19 protein-coding genes are annotated in these 17,830 nt (G+C 70.0%); 8 read left to right on the top strand and 11 right to left on the bottom strand.

Annotated elements, in window-relative coordinates:
• The 3 genes from tilS to eno all read right to left on the bottom strand — a co-directional run.
• Positions 1-735 (bottom strand): tRNA lysidine(34) synthetase TilS (tilS, locus tag QSG27_RS20600; protein WP_306709424.1); only part of this gene is annotated, 735 nt, incomplete at its 3' end.
• Positions 736-743: 8 nt separating this feature from the next.
• Complete coding sequence (gene ybgF / locus QSG27_RS20595) at positions 744-1,670, bottom strand: tol-pal system protein YbgF (RefSeq protein ID WP_306709422.1); 927 nt, start codon at positions 1,668-1,670, stop codon at positions 744-746.
• A 227-nt stretch (positions 1,671-1,897) separates the two neighbouring features.
• A complete protein-coding gene (eno, locus tag QSG27_RS20590) occupies positions 1,898-3,175 on the bottom strand; it encodes a phosphopyruvate hydratase (protein ID WP_306709420.1) in 1,278 nt (425 codons plus the stop codon).
• A 308-nt stretch (positions 3,176-3,483) separates the two neighbouring features.
• Between eno and pqqA the strand changes: the two genes are divergently transcribed.
• From pqqA to pqqE, 5 genes are all read left to right on the top strand, one after another.
• Complete coding sequence (pqqA, locus tag QSG27_RS29285; RefSeq protein WP_407653251.1) at positions 3,484-3,564, top strand: pyrroloquinoline quinone precursor peptide PqqA; 81 nt, start codon at positions 3,484-3,486, stop codon at positions 3,562-3,564.
• Positions 3,565-3,632: 68 nt separating this feature from the next.
• On the top strand, positions 3,633-4,562 hold the full coding sequence (gene pqqB / locus QSG27_RS20585; protein ID WP_306709419.1) for a pyrroloquinoline quinone biosynthesis protein PqqB: 930 nt from the start codon (positions 3,633-3,635) through the stop codon (positions 4,560-4,562).
• Positions 4,559-5,335 carry a pyrroloquinoline-quinone synthase PqqC gene (pqqC, locus tag QSG27_RS20580; RefSeq protein ID WP_306709416.1) on the top strand — a complete coding sequence of 259 codons (777 nt, stop codon included), beginning with the start codon at positions 4,559-4,561 and terminating at the stop codon, positions 5,333-5,335. The genes pqqB and pqqC overlap by 4 nt, the downstream gene beginning before the upstream one ends.
• The gene (gene pqqD / locus QSG27_RS20575) at positions 5,332-5,619 is read left to right on the top strand and encodes a pyrroloquinoline quinone biosynthesis peptide chaperone PqqD (protein ID WP_306709414.1); all 288 of its coding nucleotides are present in this window, start codon (positions 5,332-5,334) and stop codon (positions 5,617-5,619) included. The genes pqqC and pqqD overlap by 4 nt, the downstream gene beginning before the upstream one ends.
• Positions 5,616-6,722, top strand: coding sequence for a pyrroloquinoline quinone biosynthesis protein PqqE (gene pqqE, locus QSG27_RS20570; RefSeq protein ID WP_306709412.1), 1,107 nt, complete (start codon positions 5,616-5,618; stop codon positions 6,720-6,722). The genes pqqD and pqqE overlap by 4 nt, the downstream gene beginning before the upstream one ends.
• A 45-nt stretch (positions 6,723-6,767) precedes the next feature.
• Here the strand turns inward: pqqE and QSG27_RS20565 are convergent, their stop codons facing one another.
• From QSG27_RS20565 to tpiA, 6 genes are all read right to left on the bottom strand, one after another.
• Entirely contained in the window at positions 6,768-7,178 is a 411-nt protein-coding gene (locus QSG27_RS20565) for a ComEA family DNA-binding protein (RefSeq protein ID WP_306709410.1), read from the bottom strand.
• Positions 7,179-7,284: 106 nt separating this feature from the next.
• Positions 7,285-8,112, bottom strand: coding sequence for a 3-deoxy-8-phosphooctulonate synthase (gene kdsA, locus QSG27_RS20560; protein WP_306709408.1), 828 nt, complete (start codon positions 8,110-8,112; stop codon positions 7,285-7,287).
• A gap of 118 nt (positions 8,113-8,230) precedes the next feature.
• Complete coding sequence (locus tag QSG27_RS20555; protein WP_306709406.1) at positions 8,231-8,929, bottom strand: dienelactone hydrolase family protein; 699 nt, start codon at positions 8,927-8,929, stop codon at positions 8,231-8,233.
• A gap of 141 nt (positions 8,930-9,070) precedes the next feature.
• Positions 9,071-10,699 (bottom strand): CTP synthase, encoded by a 1,629-nt coding sequence (locus tag QSG27_RS20550; RefSeq protein WP_306709405.1) that lies wholly within the window; start codon positions 10,697-10,699, stop codon positions 9,071-9,073.
• 160 nt (positions 10,700-10,859) lie between these two features.
• Positions 10,860-11,192, bottom strand: a complete 333-nt coding sequence (gene secG, locus QSG27_RS20545) for a preprotein translocase subunit SecG (RefSeq protein ID WP_306709404.1) — start codon at positions 11,190-11,192, stop codon at positions 10,860-10,862.
• Positions 11,193-11,320: 128 nt separating this feature from the next.
• Positions 11,321-12,076: a triose-phosphate isomerase gene (tpiA, locus tag QSG27_RS20540; protein ID WP_306709403.1), complete on the bottom strand. Its 756-nt coding sequence runs from the start codon at positions 12,074-12,076 to the stop codon at positions 11,321-11,323.
• A gap of 228 nt (positions 12,077-12,304) precedes the next feature.
• Between tpiA and QSG27_RS20535 the strand changes: the two genes are divergently transcribed.
• The 3 genes from QSG27_RS20535 to QSG27_RS20525 are packed head-to-tail and all read left to right on the top strand — an operon-like array spanning position 12,305 to position 16,553.
• Positions 12,305-14,191, top strand: coding sequence for a SurA N-terminal domain-containing protein (locus tag QSG27_RS20535; protein WP_306709400.1), 1,887 nt, complete (start codon positions 12,305-12,307; stop codon positions 14,189-14,191).
• A gap of 36 nt (positions 14,192-14,227) precedes the next feature.
• Positions 14,228-15,739 (top strand): anthranilate synthase component I, encoded by a 1,512-nt coding sequence (gene trpE / locus QSG27_RS20530; protein ID WP_306709398.1) that lies wholly within the window; start codon positions 14,228-14,230, stop codon positions 15,737-15,739.
• 7 nt (positions 15,740-15,746) lie between these two features.
• On the top strand, positions 15,747-16,553 hold the full coding sequence (locus QSG27_RS20525; RefSeq protein WP_306709396.1) for a hypothetical protein: 807 nt from the start codon (positions 15,747-15,749) through the stop codon (positions 16,551-16,553).
• A gap of 172 nt (positions 16,554-16,725) precedes the next feature.
• Here the strand turns inward: QSG27_RS20525 and QSG27_RS20520 are convergent, their stop codons facing one another.
• Positions 16,726-16,929, bottom strand: a complete 204-nt coding sequence (locus tag QSG27_RS20520; RefSeq protein WP_306709394.1) for a heavy-metal-associated domain-containing protein — start codon at positions 16,927-16,929, stop codon at positions 16,726-16,728.
• Between the two features lie 27 nt (positions 16,930-16,956).
• Positions 16,957-17,830, bottom strand: an 874-nt coding sequence (locus QSG27_RS20515; protein ID WP_306709391.1) for a divergent polysaccharide deacetylase family protein, incomplete at its 5' end; no start/stop codon positions are given.

Genomic DNA, 17,830 nt, shown 5'->3' with positions numbered 1-17,830 from the left:
GCGGGCGCGGGCGGCCGGGCGGGCGGGGCCGGCCAGCCGCAGGGGGTCCAGCCCCTCGGCGGCCAGCGCCTCTCCCGCCGCGCGCAGGCGGGCGCGGGCGAACAGCGGGTTGCGGTTGGACGGGTCCTCGATCCACTCCTGGCCGAAGGCGCGGCAGGTCGCCACCAGCCGGTCGTGCGGCAAATCCAGCAGGGGCCGGATCACCCGCACCGCCCCCGCCGCGCGCACCGGGGCCATGCCGGCCAACCCGTCGATGCCGGAACCGCGGGCGAAGCGCAGCAGCACCGTCTCGGCCTGATCATCGCGGTGATGGGCGAGCGCCAGATGCAGGATGCCCTCGTCCCGGCAGCGCTCCGCCAGCAGGCGGTGGCGCGCCGCGCGGGCCGCGGCCTGGATGCCGGTGGCGGGCTTGTCCCCGTCCCAGCGCAGCACGGCGTGGGGAATGCCGCGGGCCTGGAGCCAGCCGCCGACCCGCGCCGCCTCCGCGGCCGATTCCGCGCGCAGGCCGTGGTCCACGGTCAGGGCCAGAAGCCCGCCGCCCCGCTCCGCCGCCCAGCGTTGGGCGAGCAGGGCCAGCCCCAGGCTGTCCGCCCCGCCGGACACGCCCACGGCCAGACGGGGCCGCGCTTCGAAACCGCCCAGCCGGTCCAGGCGGGCGGCGAACTCTTCCGGGGAGATCGGGGCCGGGGAGAGCGGGGCCGGGGAGATCGGTCCGGCTGGGATGGGATCGCTCACCGTCCCCGTCAGGCCGGGCAGTTCAGGCGGCGGCGCTCCGTGTCGGCGCGGCGCTTGACGCTGGCCGACGCCTCCGGGAACTTGGAGACGAGTTGGTTGAAGGCCGTGCAGGCGTCCTTCTTCTGGTTCAACTGCTGCAGCGACATGCCGAGCTTCAGCAGGTTGTCCGCCGCCTTGTTGTTCTTCGGATACTTCTGCACGCCCTCGGCGAAGGCCACGGCGGCGTCCTGGAACTTGTTGCGGACGTAATAGGTTTCGCCCAGCCAGTATTGGGCGTTGCCGGCGAGCTGGTGGCCCTTGTTCTTCGCCAGGAAGTCGGTGAAGGCCTTTTCCGCCTTGTCGTAGTCGGACTGGCGCAGCAGCTCGAAGGCGTGCTCGTACTGCTTCTCGGGGGTCGAGTTGGCGGGCAGCGGCGCCACGGCGGCGGCCTGCTTCTCCGCCGGCTTCTCCGCCGGCTTTTCGGGAGCCTTCTCGGGCGCCTTGGCGGCGCTGGGAGCCGCCGCGGGGGCGCTGGGCTTCGCCGGGCCGCCGAACGGATCGCTGGCCGCCCCGCCGCCCTTGCTCTCCAGCTCCTTCAGGCGGAAGTCGATGTCGCTGTTGACCCGCTCCAGCCGGTCCTTCATCTGCGAGATCTGATAGGTCGCCTCTTCATAGCGCCCGGTCAGCTCCGACAGGGCGCGCTCCAGCTTCTGGAGACGGACCTCGAAATCCGCGGCCAGCGAGGGCTGGATTTCCGCTGTCTGTCCCCGTGCGTTGGGGCCGGGCGCATAAGGGCTGGGATAGGCTTGCGCCACCTCGACACGCCCGTCCAGAGCCTCCACCCCCGACTCCAGCCGGGCCAGACGGTCCTGCATCGACGCCGTCTGCGCGAGGACGGAACCGCTGCACAGCAGGCCGCCGAGAAGCAGGGCGGCGAAAGAAGTGGTCTTGGTCATGCGTCGAGGGTCCTGTCCGGGCGGGGAATGCCGTCATGAGGAGGGTGCCGGCCCAAGCGGGCGAAACTATGGCGGCTGTTTACCAGAAGCGCGCGCGCCTTGCACGGTGGTGATTTGGAAATCTCCCGAGCGCCGGGCGCAGCCCCGAAAGAGAACACAGAAAAAAAGGCCCCTTCCCGGTGTCCCGGAAAGGGGCCTTTTCCCGAAAGCCGTGCCCTGAAGGCGCCTTACGCCTTCAGGATGCCGCGCCCGGCGAAGCGGGCGGCGGTGCCCAGCATCTCCTCGATGCGGATGAGCTGGTTGTACTTGGCCAGCCGGTCGGACCGCGACAGCGAGCCGGTCTTGATCTGGCCGCAGTTGGTGGCGACCGCCAGATCGGCGATGGTGCTGTCCTCGGTCTCGCCGGAGCGGTGCGACAGGACCGCCGTGTAGCCGGCCTTGTGCGCCATGTCCACGGCTTCCAGCGTCTCCGACAGCGTGCCGATCTGGTTGACCTTGACCAGGATCGAGTTGCCCACGCCCTTCTTGATGCCGTCGGCCAGACGCGCCGGGTTGGTCACGAACAGGTCGTCGCCGACGAGCTGGACCTTGTTGCCGATGGCGTCGGTCAGGGCCTTCCAGCCCTCCCAATCGTCCTCCGACATGCCGTCCTCGATCGAGATGATCGGGTAGCGGCCCACCAGATCGGCCCAGTAGGAGACCATCTGCTCCGGCGACAGGGACTTGCCTTCGCCGGCCAGCTCGTACTTGCCGTTCTTGAAGAACTCGGTCGAGGCGGCGTCGAGCGCCAGCATCACGTCGTCGCCCGGCTTGTAGCCGGCGGCCTCGATGGCCTTCATCACGAAGCCCAGGGCCTCGTCGGTGGAGGCGAGGTTCGGGGCGAAGCCGCCCTCGTCGCCGACGTTGGTGTTGTGGCCGGCGTCCTTGAGCTTCTTCTTCAGCGCCTGGAAGATTTCCGAGCCCATGCGGATGGCCTCGGCGCCGCTCTGGGCGCCGACCGGCATGATCATGAACTCCTGGATGTCGATCGGGTTGTCGGCATGGGCGCCGCCGTTGATGATGTTCATCATCGGCACCGGCAGCAGGTTGGCGAAGGCGCCGCCGACGTAGCGGAACAGCGGCAGCGCGGCCTCTTCCGCCGCCGCCTTGGCGACGGCCAGCGACACGCCGAGGATGGCGTTGGCGCCGAGCCGGCTCTTGTTCGGGGTGCCGTCCAGCTCGATCATGGCGAGGTCGAGGGCGCGCTGGTTGGAGGCATCCAGGCCGGCGATGGCGTCATAAATCTCGCCGTTGACCGACTCCACGGCCTTCAGCACGCCCTTGCCGCCGTAGCGGGACTTGTCGCCGTCGCGCAGCTCCACCGCCTCGTGCGCACCGGTCGAGGCGCCCGACGGGACGGCGGCGCGGCCAAACGCGCCGGACTCGAGCAGGACGTCCACCTCGACGGTCGGGTTCCCGCGGCTGTCGAGGATCTCGCGGGCGTGGATTTCGGTAATGGCGCTCATAGTGGTTCTTCCTCCGCGTTGCGCGCGTGCACCGGATGATCTTTCCAGGCGAAAAAGAAGCGCGCGGGCTTGATAGCCTTGCGTGCGGGGGGATGCAAGGCCGCAGGGGCGCAAAATCGCCGGGAACGGCGCACCCGGTCGCGGGACACCCTATCCTGTTGTGCAGCGCACCTGCTTCCAAAGTCGCATAGACCGTCTTGTCACGTACCCGTAGCGTTCTAACGTTCGCTAGCGGGGACCGCCCGCTGCGGGCGGGACACACCCCCGGGACACACCCCAAGGCCAATCCAAGCGCGGAGGACCCATCCATGAAGACCTGGCACAAGCCCCAGATCGTCGAAATCGCCGTCGGCACCGAAATCAACGCCTACGCCTGCGCCCGCCTCTGAGCGCCGGCCAGTACCCATTGCGTGAAGACCGACGCCCGACACGGCCCGCCTGACCTGGAAAGGCCCCCATGCTGACGATCCTCGTCCTCGGCTCCGCGGCGGGCGGCGGTTTCCCGCAATGGAACTGCAACTGCGCGGGCTGCCGCCGCGCCCGCTCCGGCGACCCGGCGGCCCGTCCGCGCACCCAGTCCTCGCTGGCCGTCAGCGGCGGCGACGGGCGCTGGGTGCTGCTGAACGCCTCGCCGGACATCGGCCAGCAAATCCGCAGCAACCCGGCGCTTCACCCGCAAAGCGGCCTGCGCCACAGCCCCATCGCCGCGGCGGTGCTGACCAACGCCGACATCGACCATGTGGCGGGCCTGCTGACCCTGCGCGAATCCCAGCCGCTGGCGGTCTACGCCACCGACCGGGTGCACGGCGTGCTGGAGGCGAACTCCGTGTTCCGGGTGGTCAATCCGGAGCTGGCCCCGCGCCGCGCCATGGCCCTGGACCGCCCCTGGGTGCCCGCCGACGCCGCCGGCACTCCCCTGCCCTTCGAGATCGAAGCCTTCGCCGTTCCCGGCAAGGTCGCGCTCTATCTGGAGGACCCGTCCGCCGCCGGTTTCGGATCGGTGGCGGAGGACACGGTGGCGCTGCGCGTCCGCGACCGCAACGGTGACGGGGAGTTCTTCTACATCCCCGGCTGCTCGGCCATGCCCGGCTGGCTGGCCGGCCGGCTGCGCGGGGCGCCGCTGGTGCTGTTCGACGGCACCACCTGGACCGACGACGAGATGATCCGCGCCGGCACCGGCACTAAGACCGGTCAGCGCATGGGCCATATGGCGATGTCCGGCCCGGACGGCTCCATTGCCGCCTTCGCGGGGCTGGAGGTGCGGCGCAAGGTCTTCGTCCACATCAACAACACCAACCCGGCCCTGCTGGACGACTCGCCCGAACGGGCCGCCGCCACCGCCGAAGGCTGGGAGATCGCCCACGACGGGATGGAGTTCACCCTATGACGAGAGTGCTGTCGCGCGAGGAATTGGAAGGCGAGCTGCGCGCCATCGGCGAGCGCCAGTACCACGACCTCCACCCCTTCCACAAACTGCTGCACGGCGGCAAGCTGAAGCGCGGGCAGGTCCAGGCCTGGGCGCTGAACCGCTTCTACTATCAGGTCTCCATCCCGAAGAAGGATCTGGCGCTGATGGCGCGGATGGACGACCCGGCGCTGCGCCGCGCCTGGATTCAGCGCGTGCTGGACCATGACGGCTTCGGCGAGAGCGCGCGGCGCGAGGAAGGCAAGGTCGGCGGGATCGAGCGCTGGCTGCGCCTGACCGACGGGCTGGGGCTGGACCGCGGGTACGTGACGTCCCTGACGGGCATCCTGCCGGCGACCCGCTACGCCGTGGATTCCTACGTCAATTTCGTGTCAAGCAAGTCCACGCTGGAGGCCGTCGCCTCCTCCCTGACCGAGCTGTTCGCCCCGGCCATCCACCGGGAGCGCATCGCCGGGTTCGAGGCGTATTACGCCTTCGCCAACGACGCCACCCTGTCCTATTTCCGCAAGCGTCTGGACGAGGCGCCGCGCGACGTGGAGTTCGGGCTCCAGTATGTGCTGGACAACGCCCGGACGGCGGAGCAGCAGCAGCAGGTGATCGCCGCGCTGCGCCACAAGGCGGAGCTTCTGTGGGCGCAGCTGGACGCGCTGCACCACGCCTATGTGTCCCCCGGCCTCATCCCGCCCGGCGCCTTCGTGCCGGAGGACATGGAGCCGACGGTCTACACGCGATGACGGGGGCCTTGGGCGAGGAGGACCGGGTGCGGCTGGCGCCCGGCGTCATGCTCCGCCAGGACCGGGTGCGCAACCACTGGCAGCTTCTGGGGCCGGAGCGCGTGCTGATCCTGGACGAGGTGGCCCTGGAGGTGGTGCGCGCCGCCACCGCCCAGCCGCCGGTGACCGTGGGTGCGGCCATCGGGGCATTGGCCACGCAGTTCGACGCGCCGCGGGACGAGATCGCCGCGGATGTGTTGGAGGTGTTGGCGGACATGATTGCGAAGGGGTTCCTGACCCGATGACTTTCTGTGGCGCCACGACCGGCATCGAACCGCCCCTGGCCCTGCTGGCGGAGCTGACGCACCGCTGTCCGCTGCGCTGCGCCTACTGCTCCAACCCGCTGGCGCTCGACCCGGCCAGCCGGGAGTTGGACACCGCCGTCTGGCGCCGCGTGCTGGACGAGGCCGCCGACCTCGGCATCATCCAGGTGCATTTCTCCGGTGGCGAGCCCACGGCGCGCAAGGATCTGGAAGCGCTCGTCGCCCACGCCACCGGGGCCGGGCTGTACGCCAACCTCATCACCTCGGCGGTGCTGCTCGACCGGGCACGGCTGGAGCGGCTGCGCGACGCCGGGCTCCAGCATGTGCAGATCGGCTTCCAGGACACGGTGCCCGCCAAGGCGGAGATCATCAGCGGTTTTCCCGGCGGCCAGCCGAAGAAGCTGGAGGTGGCGCGGGCGGTGACCGACGCCGGCATGGCGCTGACCGTCAACGCCATCGTGCAGCGCCACAACATCGACCGCGTGGACGACTTCATCGACATGGCGCTGGAGCTGAAGGCAGGCCGGATCGAGATCGCCAACGTCCAGTATTACGGCTGGGCGCTGAAGAACCGCGCCGCGCTGATGCCCACCCACGAGCAGTTGATCCGCATGGACGAACGGGTGCGCGCCCGCCTGCCGGAGCTGACGGGACGGCTGGTCGTCGATTACGTGGTGCCGGATTACTACGCCAAGCGCCCCAAGGCCTGCATGGGCGGCTGGGGCCGCAAGTTCCTGAACGTCACCCCCAGCGGATCGGTTCTACCCTGCCACGCCGCCGAGACGATTCCCGGCATGACCTTCGACCGGGTGACCGAGCGTCCGCTGGCCGACATCTGGGCCAACTCCGCCGCCTTCCAGCGCTACCGCGGCACCGACTGGATGCCGCAGCCCTGCCGGAGCTGCGACCAGAGGGAGATCGACTGGGGCGGCTGCCGCTGCCAGGCGCTGGCGCTGACCGGAAGCGCCGACAACACCGATCCCGTGTGCGAGTTGTCCGAGCATCACGGGCTGCTCGCCGGCATCACCGCGACGGACGGCGGCACGGCGGAAGTGCCCCTCACCTACCGCAGCTTCAGCCTGTAGGAACGGCCCCCGCACCATTCTCAGGAGACGGGGGCCGGCCCCATGTCACTTCTTCGTGCCGGCTCCCGCCGAGGCGGTGGTCTTGGAACCGCCGACCGCGGCGACCCGGTCCTTGATCCCGTCATAAACGTTTTGTGGGACGATCTTCTTGCTGACCAGTTCGTCCTTCGAGCGGTAGGGACGGTTCTTCACGATGGCGTCGGACCGCGCCTCGCCGATGCCCGGCAGGGTCTGAAGCTCGTCCTTGCCGGCGGTGTTGAGGTCAATGACCTTGGCCTTCGCCGACGACGACCCGCTGCCCATGGGCGGGGCCGTGGTGGACCCGCTGGTGCCCGGCGGCATGGCCGGCTTGGCCTGCGGAACGGGCGTGGTCGAAGAGGTGCTGGATTGCGCGAGGGCGGGAACGGCGATCATGGCGCCGAGGGCGGCGATGGCGCACAGGCGGATCAGCTTCATGGCGTTGCTCCATGGCTCAATCCGCGGACGCTCCACCGTAAGCGCGGCGCCCGCGGTGCCTGGGCAACGCCCGGACCCGCCCCCCGTTCCCGGACCTGTCCTTTCGTCAGCCCTTCGCCAGACGGTCGAAAGCCTGGAGCCGCGCCAGCAGCGCCGGCATCTCCTTCAGCGGGACCATGTTGGGGCCGTCGCTGGGGGCGCCGTCCGGATTCTCGTGGGTCTCCATGAAGACGGCGGCGACGCCCACGGCGATGGCGGCGCGGGCCAGCACCGGAACGAACTCCCGCTGCCCGCCGGAGGTGGTGCCCTGCCCGCCCGGCTGCTGGACGGAGTGGGTGGCGTCGAAGACCACCGGGAAGCCCGTCTCCGCCATGATCGGCAGGGACCGCATGTCCGACACCAGCGTGTTGTAGCCGAAGCTGGCGCCGCGCTCGCACAGCAGCACCCTGTCGTTGCCCGACGCCACCAGCTTCGCCGCGACGTTCTTCATGTCCCAGGGGGCGAGGAACTGGCCCTTCTTCACGTTGACCGCCCGGCCCGTCTTCGCCGCGGCGACCAGCAGGTCGGTCTGGCGGCAAAGGAAGGCCGGGATCTGGAGGACGTCCATCACCTCCGCCACCGCCGCGCACTGGTCGGCCTCGTGCACGTCGGTGATGACCGGGCAGCCGAACCGCTCCTTGATCTCGGCGAAGATCGGCAGCGCCTTGTCCATGCCGAGCCCGCGGGCCGTGCTGATGGAGGTGCGGTTGGCCTTGTCGAAGGAGGATTTGTAGATCAGCCCGATGCCCAGCGCGCCGGTCATCTCGACCAGAGCCGCCGCCGTCTCCAGCGCGTGGTCGCGGCTTTCCATCTGGCACGGGCCGGCGATCAGGGTGAAGGGCCGGTCGTTGGCGATGGTCAGGTTGCCGATCCGGACGGTCTTGGCGGTGGTCATCCCAGGCTCTCCAAAAAGCAATGCGAGGGGACGCATGCCGAAGCCCCCCTCGCGCTGCCCATTCCTTCCCAGATATTGGCGATCCCGGTCAACCGGAATGGCGTCAACCGGAATGGCGTCAACCCAGATGCTGCTTGAGGAAGGCCGCCGTGCGCCCGTTGGCGATGTCCGCCGCCTGCGCGTCAAAATGGTCGCCGCCCTCGCGGGCGAAGGCGTGGTCCATGCCCGCATAAACGTGGGCGGTGACGTTCGGGTTGCCCTGCACCGCGGCCAGCACCTTCTCCCGCGCCTCCTTCGGGACGAACCGGTCCTTCTCCGCGATGTGCATCAGCAGCGGCCCGGCGATGTTCGGCACCTCGCCGGTCAGCCCGTCCAGCCCGACGCCGTAGTAGCTGACATTCGCGTCGGAATCGGAGCGCGCCGCCATCATGAAGGCCAGCCGCCCGCCCAGGCAGTAGCCGACCGTCCCCGCCTTGCCCGTGCAATCGGGATTCCCGCGCAGCCACGCCAGCGTGGCCTTCAGGTCTTCCACCGCCTTGTCCTGGTCCAGCCCGTTCATCAGCGCGAAGGCGCGGTTCCACTCCTCCTGCGTCTTGTCGGTGATCTGGACGCCCGGCTCCTGCCGCCAGAACAGATCCGGACAGACGGCCAGCCAGCCTTGCGCGGCGAAGCCGTCGCACAGGTCGCGCATGACCCGGTTGACCCCGAAGATCTCCTGGATGACGACGAGTCCCGGCGCCGGTCCGCCGCCCGCCGGCTTGGCCACATAGGCGGAGAAGCTGCCGCCGTCGCCGGCGGGGATGCTGATGTCGGTCATGATGTCTCCAACCCCTTGGTTTCTTCCTGGCCCGCAACGCAAAAGCGGCGGCCGTTGGCTCGGCCGCCGCTTTCACTATACCCACCGGAAACCTGGAACCGGAACGCGCGGGGGAGGAAGCCCCTCCCCCTTACGGGCGGATCAGACCAGCCGGCTCTGCTCGATCGCCGCCTTGATGAAGGAGGTGAAGAGCGGGTGCGGGTCGAAGGGCTTGGACTTCAGCTCCGGATGGAACTGCACGCCGATGAACCAGGGATGGTCCGGGATCTCGACGATCTCCGGCAGCTCGCCGTCCGGCGACAGGCCGGAGAACAGCAGGCCGACCTTCTCCAGCCGTTCCTTGTAATAGACGTTGACCTCGTAGCGGTGGCGGTGACGCTCGGTGATGTCGGTGGTGCCGTAGACCTCCGCCACCTTGCTGCCGGGGACCAGCTTCGCCGGATAGGTGCCGAGCCGCATGGTGCCGCCCAGGTCGTTGCCCTCCGTGCGCTTCTCCAGGCTGTTGCCGCGCATCCACTCGGTCATCAGGCCGACCACCGGGTTGCCGGGCTTGCCCAACTCGGTCGAGCCGGCGTCCACGATCCCGGCCATGTTGCGGGCCGACTCGATCACCGCCATCTGCATGCCGAAGCAGATGCCGAAATACGGCACCTTGCGCTCGCGGGCAAACTGGGCGGCGCGGATCTTGCCCTCCGTCCCGCGGGAGCCGAAGCCGCCCGGAACCAGGATGCCGTGCACGTTCTCCAGCCGCTGGACGGCGCTGTCGTCCTCGAAGATCTCCGAGTCGATCCAGTCCAGCTTGACCTTCACGTTGTTGGCGATGCCGCCGTGGGTCAGCGCCTCGGCCAGCGACTTGTAGCTGTCGAGCAGGCTGGTGTACTTGCCGACGACGGCGATGGTCACCTCGCCCTGCGGCTTGCGCACGCGCTCCACGATGCTGGTCCAGCGCGACAGGTCCGGCTTGCCCTCGGTCGGCAGGCCGAAATAGGCCAGCACCTGGGTGTCGAAGCCTTCCTCGTGGTAGCTGATCGGCACCTGATAGATCGAATCGACGTCCAGGGCGGCGATCACCCGCTCCGGCCGGATGTTGCAGAACAGCGCGATCTTCCGGCGCTCGTTCTCCGGGATCGGACGGTCGGCGCGGCACAGCAGGATGTTGGCCTGGATGCCCATGCCCAGCAGCTCCTTCACGGAATGCTGCGTCGGCTTGGTCTTCAGCTCGCCCGCCGTGGGGATGTAGGGCAGAAGGGTCAGGTGGATGAACAGGGCGTTCTCCGGACCGACCTCGTTGCCGAACTGGCGGATCGCCTCCAGGAAGGGTGTCGATTCGATGTCGCCCACCGTGCCGCCGATCTCGCAGAGGATGAAGTCCTCGTCGGTCGTGTCGGCGCCGATGAAGTCCTTGATCTGGTCGGTGACGTGCGGAATCACCTGGACGGTGGCGCCCAGATAGTCGCCGCGCCGCTCCTTGGCGATCACGTTCGAATAGATGCGGCCCGTGGTGATGTTGTCGCCACGGCGCGCGGCGACGCCGGTGAAGCGCTCGTAATGGCCGAGGTCGAGGTCGGTCTCAGCGCCGTCGTCGGTCACATAGACCTCGCCGTGCTGGTACGGGCTCATCGTGCCGGGGTCCACGTTCAGGTACGGGTCCAGCTTGCGAAGCCGCACCTTGTAGCCGCGCGCCTGGAGAAGCGCCCCAAGCGCCGCCGACGCCAGACCTTTGCCCAGCGAGGAAACGACGCCACCGGTGATGAAGATGTAGCGAGTCATGTCCGTCCGAAGACCTTGAGAGCCTGATCCGTTCCCCGAATTCGGACCGCCGCCCGGGCGCTGCCCAGATCGGCGGTCCTCAAAAGAAAGAGGCGGCTTCGGGGGAGGCCGCCTCACGTCAGACCCGGCCGGAGCCGCGCCGCGTTTTGCCGGGCCGCTTTTACTGGGCGACCGGCGGGGCGGGCTGCGCCGGCACGGCCGGCTGGGCGGGAGCCGCCGGAGCGGCGGGCTGGGCCGGCATGCTGTCGATGATCGAGGTCGGCGCCTTGTGCGCGCCCGCCAGGATCGCCAGGACCAGGCTGGTCGCCATGAAGCAGCCCGCCAGAATGCCGGTGGTCCGCGTCAGCAGATTGGCGGTGCCGCGGGTGGACATCATGCCCCCCATGGTGCCGCCGCCGATGCCGAGACCGCCGCCTTCCGACCGCTGGATCAGGATGACCCCGACGAGCGCCAGGGCGATCAGCAGGTGAATGACCAGAAGCACCGATTCCATGCAGCCCGTTCCCTTGATCCCTTCCCGAGGCGGCCCGAAAGGACCGCCCAAACCAACAGCGCGCCACAGACCTTGGTAGGGGCCCGTGGCGCGCGCCCACTGTTTTTAACGCGGTCCCGCGCCAGATGCTAGCGGCAACTGGTGGCGATGGCCCAGAAATCGTCCGCCTTCAGCGCGGCCCCGCCGACCAGCGCGCCGTCCACGTTCTCCACGGCCATCAGTTCCGCCGCGTTGCCCGGCTTGACCGAGCCGCCGTAGAGGACCCGCACCGCGTCCGGATCGGCGGTCTTGCCGGCCAGCTCCGCCCGGATGTGGGCGTGCATGGCCTTCACGTCGTCGGGCGTCGCGGTCTTGCCGGTGCCGATGGCCCAGACCGGCTCGTAGGCGATGACGGTGTTCGCCGCAGTGGCGCCCTCCGGAATCGAGCCCTTGAGCTGGCTGGCGACGACGGCGTTCGCCTGCCCGGCGTCGCGCTGGGCCTCCGTCTCGCCGACGCAGATGATGGCGACCAGACCTTCCTTGTGGGCGGCGGCGGCCTTGGCGGCGACCTGCGCGTCGGATTCGGCGTGGTCGGCGCGGCGCTCCGAATGGCCGAGGATGACGTAGCGGCAGCCGGCGTCGGTCAGCATGACCGGGCTGACGTCGCCAGTGTGCGCGCCGGAGGTCTTGGCGTGGCAATCCTGCGCGCCGAGCGCCAGCGGGCTGCCGGAAATGGCGTCGCCCACCGGGAACAGCAGCGGGAAGGGCGGGCACACCAGCATGTCGAAGGCGACCGCCCCGGCCCCGGCCAGGCGCCCGGCGAGGTCGGAGGCCAGATCCAGCCCGTCGGCCTTCAGCCCGTTCATCTTCCAGTTCCCGGCAATCAGTTTGCGGCGTGCGGCCATGGCGTTTTCGTCCTCCGGCTCTCGTTCGTTGATAAGGGCGTTGTCGCGGGTGTTCGTTCTCAAAGTGCGCCCCCTGTCTAGCAAGGAGCGCCGCGCATTTCCACCGGTCCGGCGGGTTCCTTCCGGTATGGAATCACGGGGGAAATGGGATGTTGCCGGGCTTTCGCGGGGTGCCTATGATGCCGCCCCGGCCAGACGGCCGCCCTATCGCGCACTCATTCGGGTCCCATGCTTCAGTTCATCCGCACTTACGCCGGTTCGTGGGTCGTCAAGATCCTGTTCGTGCTCCTCATCGTCAGCTTCGCGGCCTGGGGCATCGGCGACATGATCCGCCAGGGCGGGATCTCCAGCACCGTGGCGTCCGTCGGCAAGGTGGACATCGACCGGGCGGAACTGGATCAGGAGTTCCGCCGCCAGATGGAACGGCTGCGCCCGATGCTGGGCGGCAACCTGACGACGGAGCAGGCGCGCCAGTTCGGCCTGCTCGACCAGTCGCTCTCGGCGCTGGTGCAGCGCGCCCTGTACGATCAGGCGGCGCGCGACGCCGGCGTCTCCGTCGGCCAGGACGTGGTGCGCCAGCGCATCGCCGAGGAGCCGGCCTTCCGCAACGCGCAGAACCAGTTCGACCCGAACCGCTTCCGCAGCGTGCTGCGCGAGAACCAGCTCACCGAGGACGGCTACGTCGCCATCCTGCGCCGCGAGACCGCGCGTGAGCTGGTGGCCGGGGCGGTCGGCGCCGGGGTCACCCCGCCGAAGCCGCTGGTCCGGGACCTCTACCGCTTCCGCGGGGAGCGCCGCGTGGCCGAGGTGGTCACCCTGCCCAACGCCGCCATCGGCGACGTCGGCGTGCCCGACGAGGCCGAGCTGACCCGCTATTACGAGGACCATCAGGTCCGCTTCACCGCGCCCGAATACCGCGCGCTCAGCATCGCCCAGCTTTCCGCCGACGAGATCGCCAAGGACGTGCAGATCCCCGACGCCGAACTCCGCGCCGCCTACGACGAGCGCGCCGGCGAGTTCGGCACGCCGGAACGCCGCACCGTGGAGATGGCCCTGGCCGACGACGAGGCGAAGGCGAAGCAGATCGCCGAGGCCGCCAAGACGAAGGGCCTGACCGCCGCCGCCAAGGACGCCGGCATCGACGTCATCACGCTGGACAACGTCGCCCGCAACGAGCTGCCGGAGATCGGCGACGCCGCCTTCGCCCTCGCCCAGGGGACGGTCAGCGGCGTGGTGCGCAGCGGTCTCGGCTGGCACGTCCTGACGGTCACCGCCGTCCAGCCGGGCGCCGCCAAGAGCTTCGAGGAGGCCCGCGACCAGCTCCTGGCCGACCTGCGCAAGGAAAAGGCGATGGACTCGCTCTACTCCATCGCCAACCGGGTCGAGGACCAGCTCGCCAGCGGCGCCCCGCTGGAGGAGGTCGCCCAGGCCCAGGGGCTGGCCATCGCCAAGATCGCCGCGGTGGACAGCAGCGGCAAGGCGCCGGACGGCAAGGACGCCGCGCCGGGCCGCGCGAACTTCGCCGCCATGGTGCAGACCGCCTTCCAGCTCGCCTCCGGCGCCACCTCCAACCTGACAGAAGCGCCGAACAACGTCTTCTACGCCGTGCGCGTGGACGGCGTGACGCCCGCCGCGCCGAAGCCGCTGGCCGAGGTGCGCGATCAGGCGGTCGCCGGCTGGCAGGACGACAAGCGCGCCAAGCTGGCCGCCGAGAGGGCGCAGGACATCGCCGCCAAGCTGAAGCAGGGTTCGGAAGCCGCGGCGCAGGACGTCGCCAACCAGTCCGGCGCCCGCTTCGCCATGACCACGCCCTTCACCCGCGACGCCCGTTCCGTCGAAGGTCTGCCGGGCGAGCTGGTGCGCAAGCTGTTCGAGGTGAAGCCCGGCGAGACGGTGACCGGCGCCACCGCCGACAGCCAGGTCGTCGCCCGCCTGAAGGAGGTCATCCCGGCGGACCCGGCGGCCGGCGACGCCACGCTGGCGACCGTGGAGAGCACCGTGGCCCAGGGCCTGGAAAGCGACATCATGGCCCAGTTCGGCAACGCGCTGCGCAACAGCTACCCGGTCGAGGTTCACCGCAGCCGCATCGACCAGTTCTTCGCCAGCGGCAACTAACCCCACCCAGTCGCCCACACAGTCGAGGCCCCTCCCGTGAAGGTTCAGCCGGAATTCGCCGCCTTCCACACCGCTTATGAGGCCGGCAAGCCGCAGGTGGTGTGGACCACGCTGGTCAGCGATCTGGAGACCCCGGTCTCCGCCTACATGAAGCTGGCCGACGGGCGCCCCTTCGGCTTCCTGTTCGAATCGGCGGAGCGCGGGGCGGGGTCGCGACGCGACCGTTACTCGGTGATCGGCTTCAAGCCCGATCTGGTGTGGCGCTGCCGCCGCGACCGGGCGGAGGTGAACCGCAACGCCCTGCACGACCGCGACGCCTACCAGCCCATCGACGCGGCCCCGCTGGAGTCGCTGCGCGCCCTGATCAACGAGAGCCGGATCGACTTGCCGGACGCCCTGCCGCCGATGGCCGCCGGCCTGTTCGGCTACCTGACCTACGACATGGTCCGGCTGATGGAGCGGCTTCCGGACGACAACCCGGACGAGCTGGGCATCCCCGACGCGATCCTGTCGCGCCCCAGCATCGTCGCCATCTTCGACAGCCACACCGATTCGGTCACCCTGGTCACCCCCGTCTGGCCGAAGCCGGGAGTTGACGCCGCCGCCGCCCACGGCGACGCGCGCGAGCGGCTGATGGACGCGGTGGCCGATCTGGAGCGCCCCCTGCCCTACCGGCGGGAACCGCGGACCAAGGACGGGCTGCCGCTCGCCTGGACCTCCAACACGACGCGCGAGGAGTATCACGCGATCGTGGAGCGGGCGAAGGAGTACATCCGGGCCGGCGATATCTTCCAGGTCGTGCCGTCCCAGCGCATCCGCTTCCCCTTCAAGCCGTCGCCGCTGGCGCTGTACCGCACGCTGCGCCGCCTGAACCCGTCGCCCTTCCTGTTCCACTGCGACTTCGGGGAGCTGTCGGTTGTCGGCTCCAGCCCGGAGATCCTGGTGCGCGTGCGCGACGGCAAGGTGACCGTCCGCCCCATCGCCGGCACCCGCAAGCGCGGCGCCACGGCGGAGGAGGACCGGGCGCTGGCCGAGGATCTGCTGAGCGACCCGAAGGAGCTGGCCGAGCATCTGATGCTGCTCGACCTCGGGCGCAACGACGTGGGCCGCGTCGCGCGGACCGGCACCGTCAAGGTGACGCAGAAGATGATCGTGGAGCTGTACAGCCACGTCATGCACATCGTCTCCAACGTCGAGGGCGATCTCGATCCGAAGCACGACGCGCTGGACGCGCTGGTCGCCGGCTTCCCGGCAGGCACCGTGTCGGGCGCCCCGAAGGTCCGCGCCATGGAGATCATCGACGAGCTGGAGAAGGCCCGCCGCGGCGTCTACGCCGGCTGCGTCGGCTATTTCGGCGCGTCGGGCGCCATGGACACCTGCATCGCGCTGCGCACCGCCGTGCTGAAGGACGGCATGATGTACGTCCAGGCCGGCGGCGGCGTGGTCGCCGACAGCGATCCCGAGGCCGAGTACCAGGAGACCGTCAACAAGTCGATGGCCCTGATCCGCGCCGCGGAGGAGACCGTCCGCGAGACCTCCGCCCGGTAACGCCTGAATGCCATTCGATGCGTTGCTGCTGCCGCTGCTCGTGAAGGTCGCGGCGGCGGCGCTGGTCGTCGTCGCGGCGTCGCTGGCGGCGGAGAAGGCCGGCCCCTTCTACGGCGGGATGATCACCGCCCTGCCGGTCTCCACCGGCCCGGCCTTCGTGATTCTCGCCATGGAGCACGGCGACGGCTTCCTTGCCGACGCCGCCCTGTCGGGCCTCGTCGGGAACGCGACCATCGTCCTTTATCTGGCGCTTCTGGTGCGGATCGCCCCGCGCCTGGGCGTGGTGGCGACGGTCGCCGTCAGCTCGGCCTTCTGGATCGCCTTGGCGGCCACCCTGCGCTCCGCCGTCGATTGGACGCTGCCGCTGGCCGTGCTGCTGACTCTGGGCTGCTACGGGCTGGCCGCCCGGGTGGTGTCCGCCCCGATTCCGGCGGACAAGGCGGCTCGGGTGGCGCGGTCGCGCTGGTACGACATTCCGGCGCGCGCCGGTCTGGTCGGCCTGCTGGTCGCCACGGTGACCACGCTCAGCCACAGCATCGGGCCGGCGGCCACGGGAATCGCCGCGGTGTTCCCCATCGCCCTGACCAGCCTGACCGCGATCCTGCACCCGCGGCTGGGCGGCGCCGTGGTGGCCGCGGCGATGCGCAGCGCGCTTCTGACCAACCCCGGCCTCGCCCTGGCGCTGCTCACCGCCCATCTGCTGGCCGAGCCCGCCGGGCGGGCCGTGGCGCTGAGCGCCGCCCTGGCGGTGTCGCTGTCCTGGGCGGGCGTCCTGCTGATGTGGCGGCTGCGCCGACCCGTTCAGGCCGCTTGAGCACCCAAGGTCACGAGGCTGACACAGCGCAAAAGCCCTCTTCCCCTGGGGAGAGGGTTGGGTGAGGGGGGTTACGCCCGGCAGTGCTGACGAGGCCATCGCCTTGTGCCGTTGGCCGCCTTCGGCGCCCCCTCATCCTGACCTTCTCCCCAGAGGGGAAAAGGAATGCGCGTCAGGCTTGGCCGCCGAAGTCGAATCCGGCGCCTTCCACGGCCTTCTTCACCGTCTCCGGGGCGATTTCGCCCTCCACGGCCACGGTGCCGGCGGCGAGGTCCACCGTCACGGCGGCGCCCGGCGCCAGCTTGCCGATGGCGTTGGTGACGGAGCGGGCGCAGCCGCCGCAGGTCATGCCGCCGACCTTGTAGGTGTCAGCCATGGACGTCTCCTTGCGCTGTGGCGGCGGTCAGCCGCCGGTGTGATGGGCACGCACGACGGCGCTGACCGGAACCAGAACGAAGCCACGCTTCTGCACCTCCGGCAACCAGGATGCCAGTGCGTCGATTGTCACATCGTGCGGGTGGCCGATGGCGATGGCGTAGCCCTGGCTGCGCGCGACCTGCTCGGTCTTGGCGAGCTGGGCGCGCACCGCCGGGACGGTCATCTCGTTGTCCAGGAAGATGTCGCGCCCGGCGAAGGGCATCTGGAGGTCCCGCGCGATGGTCAGGCCGGCGCTCTTCGCGGTGGTCCGGCTGTCCAGCCACAACAGGCCGCGCCGCGCGATTTCCCCCAGGACGGGCGCCATCGCCGCGTGATCGGCGGTGAAACGGCTGCCCATGTGGTTGTTCACCCCGACATAGCCGTCGAAGCTGTCCAGCGCCGATTTGGTCCGGCGCAGGATCTCCCCCTTGTCCAGCGACACCCGCAGGGCCTGCGGCCCCGGATCGGCGGAGCCGGTGGGTTCCATGGGCAGGTGCAGCATCAGCTCGTGCCCGGCGGCGCGGGCGGCGCGGGCCTGGGCCGGCAGTTCGTTGGCGTAGGGCAGCCAGGCGAGCGTCAGCGGCCCCGGCAGCGCCGCCGTGCGGGTCGAGCGCTTGCGGTCCACCCCCATGTCGTCGATGACGATGGCGATGGCCGGCTTGCCCGGCGGGGTGCGGAAGGGCAGCGCGTTCTTCTTCCACAACGGCGATCCCGGCGCCGCCTTGGGCGGCTCCGCCGGAGCGACGGGGGCCGGAGCGACGGGGGGAGGCAGCATCGCCACCACCGGCTTCGGCGTCAGGACCGGCGGCGGGGGCGGTGCCGGGACCGGAACGGGGGCCGGAGCCTCGGCCACCGGCGGG

This window comes from Azospirillum isscasi (assembly GCF_030849505.1).
Lineage (GTDB): Bacteria > Pseudomonadota > Alphaproteobacteria > Azospirillales > Azospirillaceae > Azospirillum > Azospirillum isscasi.
This window is presented reverse-complemented; position numbering and strand designations above follow the sequence as displayed.

Coding starts and splice junctions, on each gene's coding strand:
- QSG27_RS20520 (WP_306709394.1), bottom strand. CDS start 16,929: ATGGCTGACACCTACAAGGTCGGCGGCATGACCTGCGGCGGCTGCGCC.
- eno (WP_306709420.1), bottom strand. CDS start 3,175: ATGAGCGCCATTACCGAAATCCACGCCCGCGAGATCCTCGACAGCCGC.
- pqqE (WP_306709412.1), top strand. CDS start 5,616: ATGACTTTCTGTGGCGCCACGACCGGCATCGAACCGCCCCTGGCCCTG.
- secG (WP_306709404.1), bottom strand. CDS start 11,192: ATGGAATCGGTGCTTCTGGTCATTCACCTGCTGATCGCCCTGGCGCTC.
- ybgF (WP_306709422.1), bottom strand. CDS start 1,670: ATGACCAAGACCACTTCTTTCGCCGCCCTGCTTCTCGGCGGCCTGCTG.
- pqqB (WP_306709419.1), top strand. CDS start 3,633: ATGCTGACGATCCTCGTCCTCGGCTCCGCGGCGGGCGGCGGTTTCCCG.
- QSG27_RS20555 (WP_306709406.1), bottom strand. CDS start 8,929: ATGACCGACATCAGCATCCCCGCCGGCGACGGCGGCAGCTTCTCCGCC.
- QSG27_RS20525 (WP_306709396.1), top strand. CDS start 15,747: ATGCCATTCGATGCGTTGCTGCTGCCGCTGCTCGTGAAGGTCGCGGCG.
- QSG27_RS20550 (WP_306709405.1), bottom strand. CDS start 10,699: ATGACTCGCTACATCTTCATCACCGGTGGCGTCGTTTCCTCGCTGGGC.
- kdsA (WP_306709408.1), bottom strand. CDS start 8,112: ATGACCACCGCCAAGACCGTCCGGATCGGCAACCTGACCATCGCCAAC.
- QSG27_RS20565 (WP_306709410.1), bottom strand. CDS start 7,178: ATGAAGCTGATCCGCCTGTGCGCCATCGCCGCCCTCGGCGCCATGATC.
- pqqD (WP_306709414.1), top strand. CDS start 5,332: ATGACGGGGGCCTTGGGCGAGGAGGACCGGGTGCGGCTGGCGCCCGGC.
- pqqC (WP_306709416.1), top strand. CDS start 4,559: ATGACGAGAGTGCTGTCGCGCGAGGAATTGGAAGGCGAGCTGCGCGCC.
- QSG27_RS20535 (WP_306709400.1), top strand. CDS start 12,305: ATGCTTCAGTTCATCCGCACTTACGCCGGTTCGTGGGTCGTCAAGATC.
- tpiA (WP_306709403.1), bottom strand. CDS start 12,076: ATGGCCGCACGCCGCAAACTGATTGCCGGGAACTGGAAGATGAACGGG.
- pqqA (WP_407653251.1), top strand. CDS start 3,484: ATGAAGACCTGGCACAAGCCCCAGATCGTCGAAATCGCCGTCGGCACC.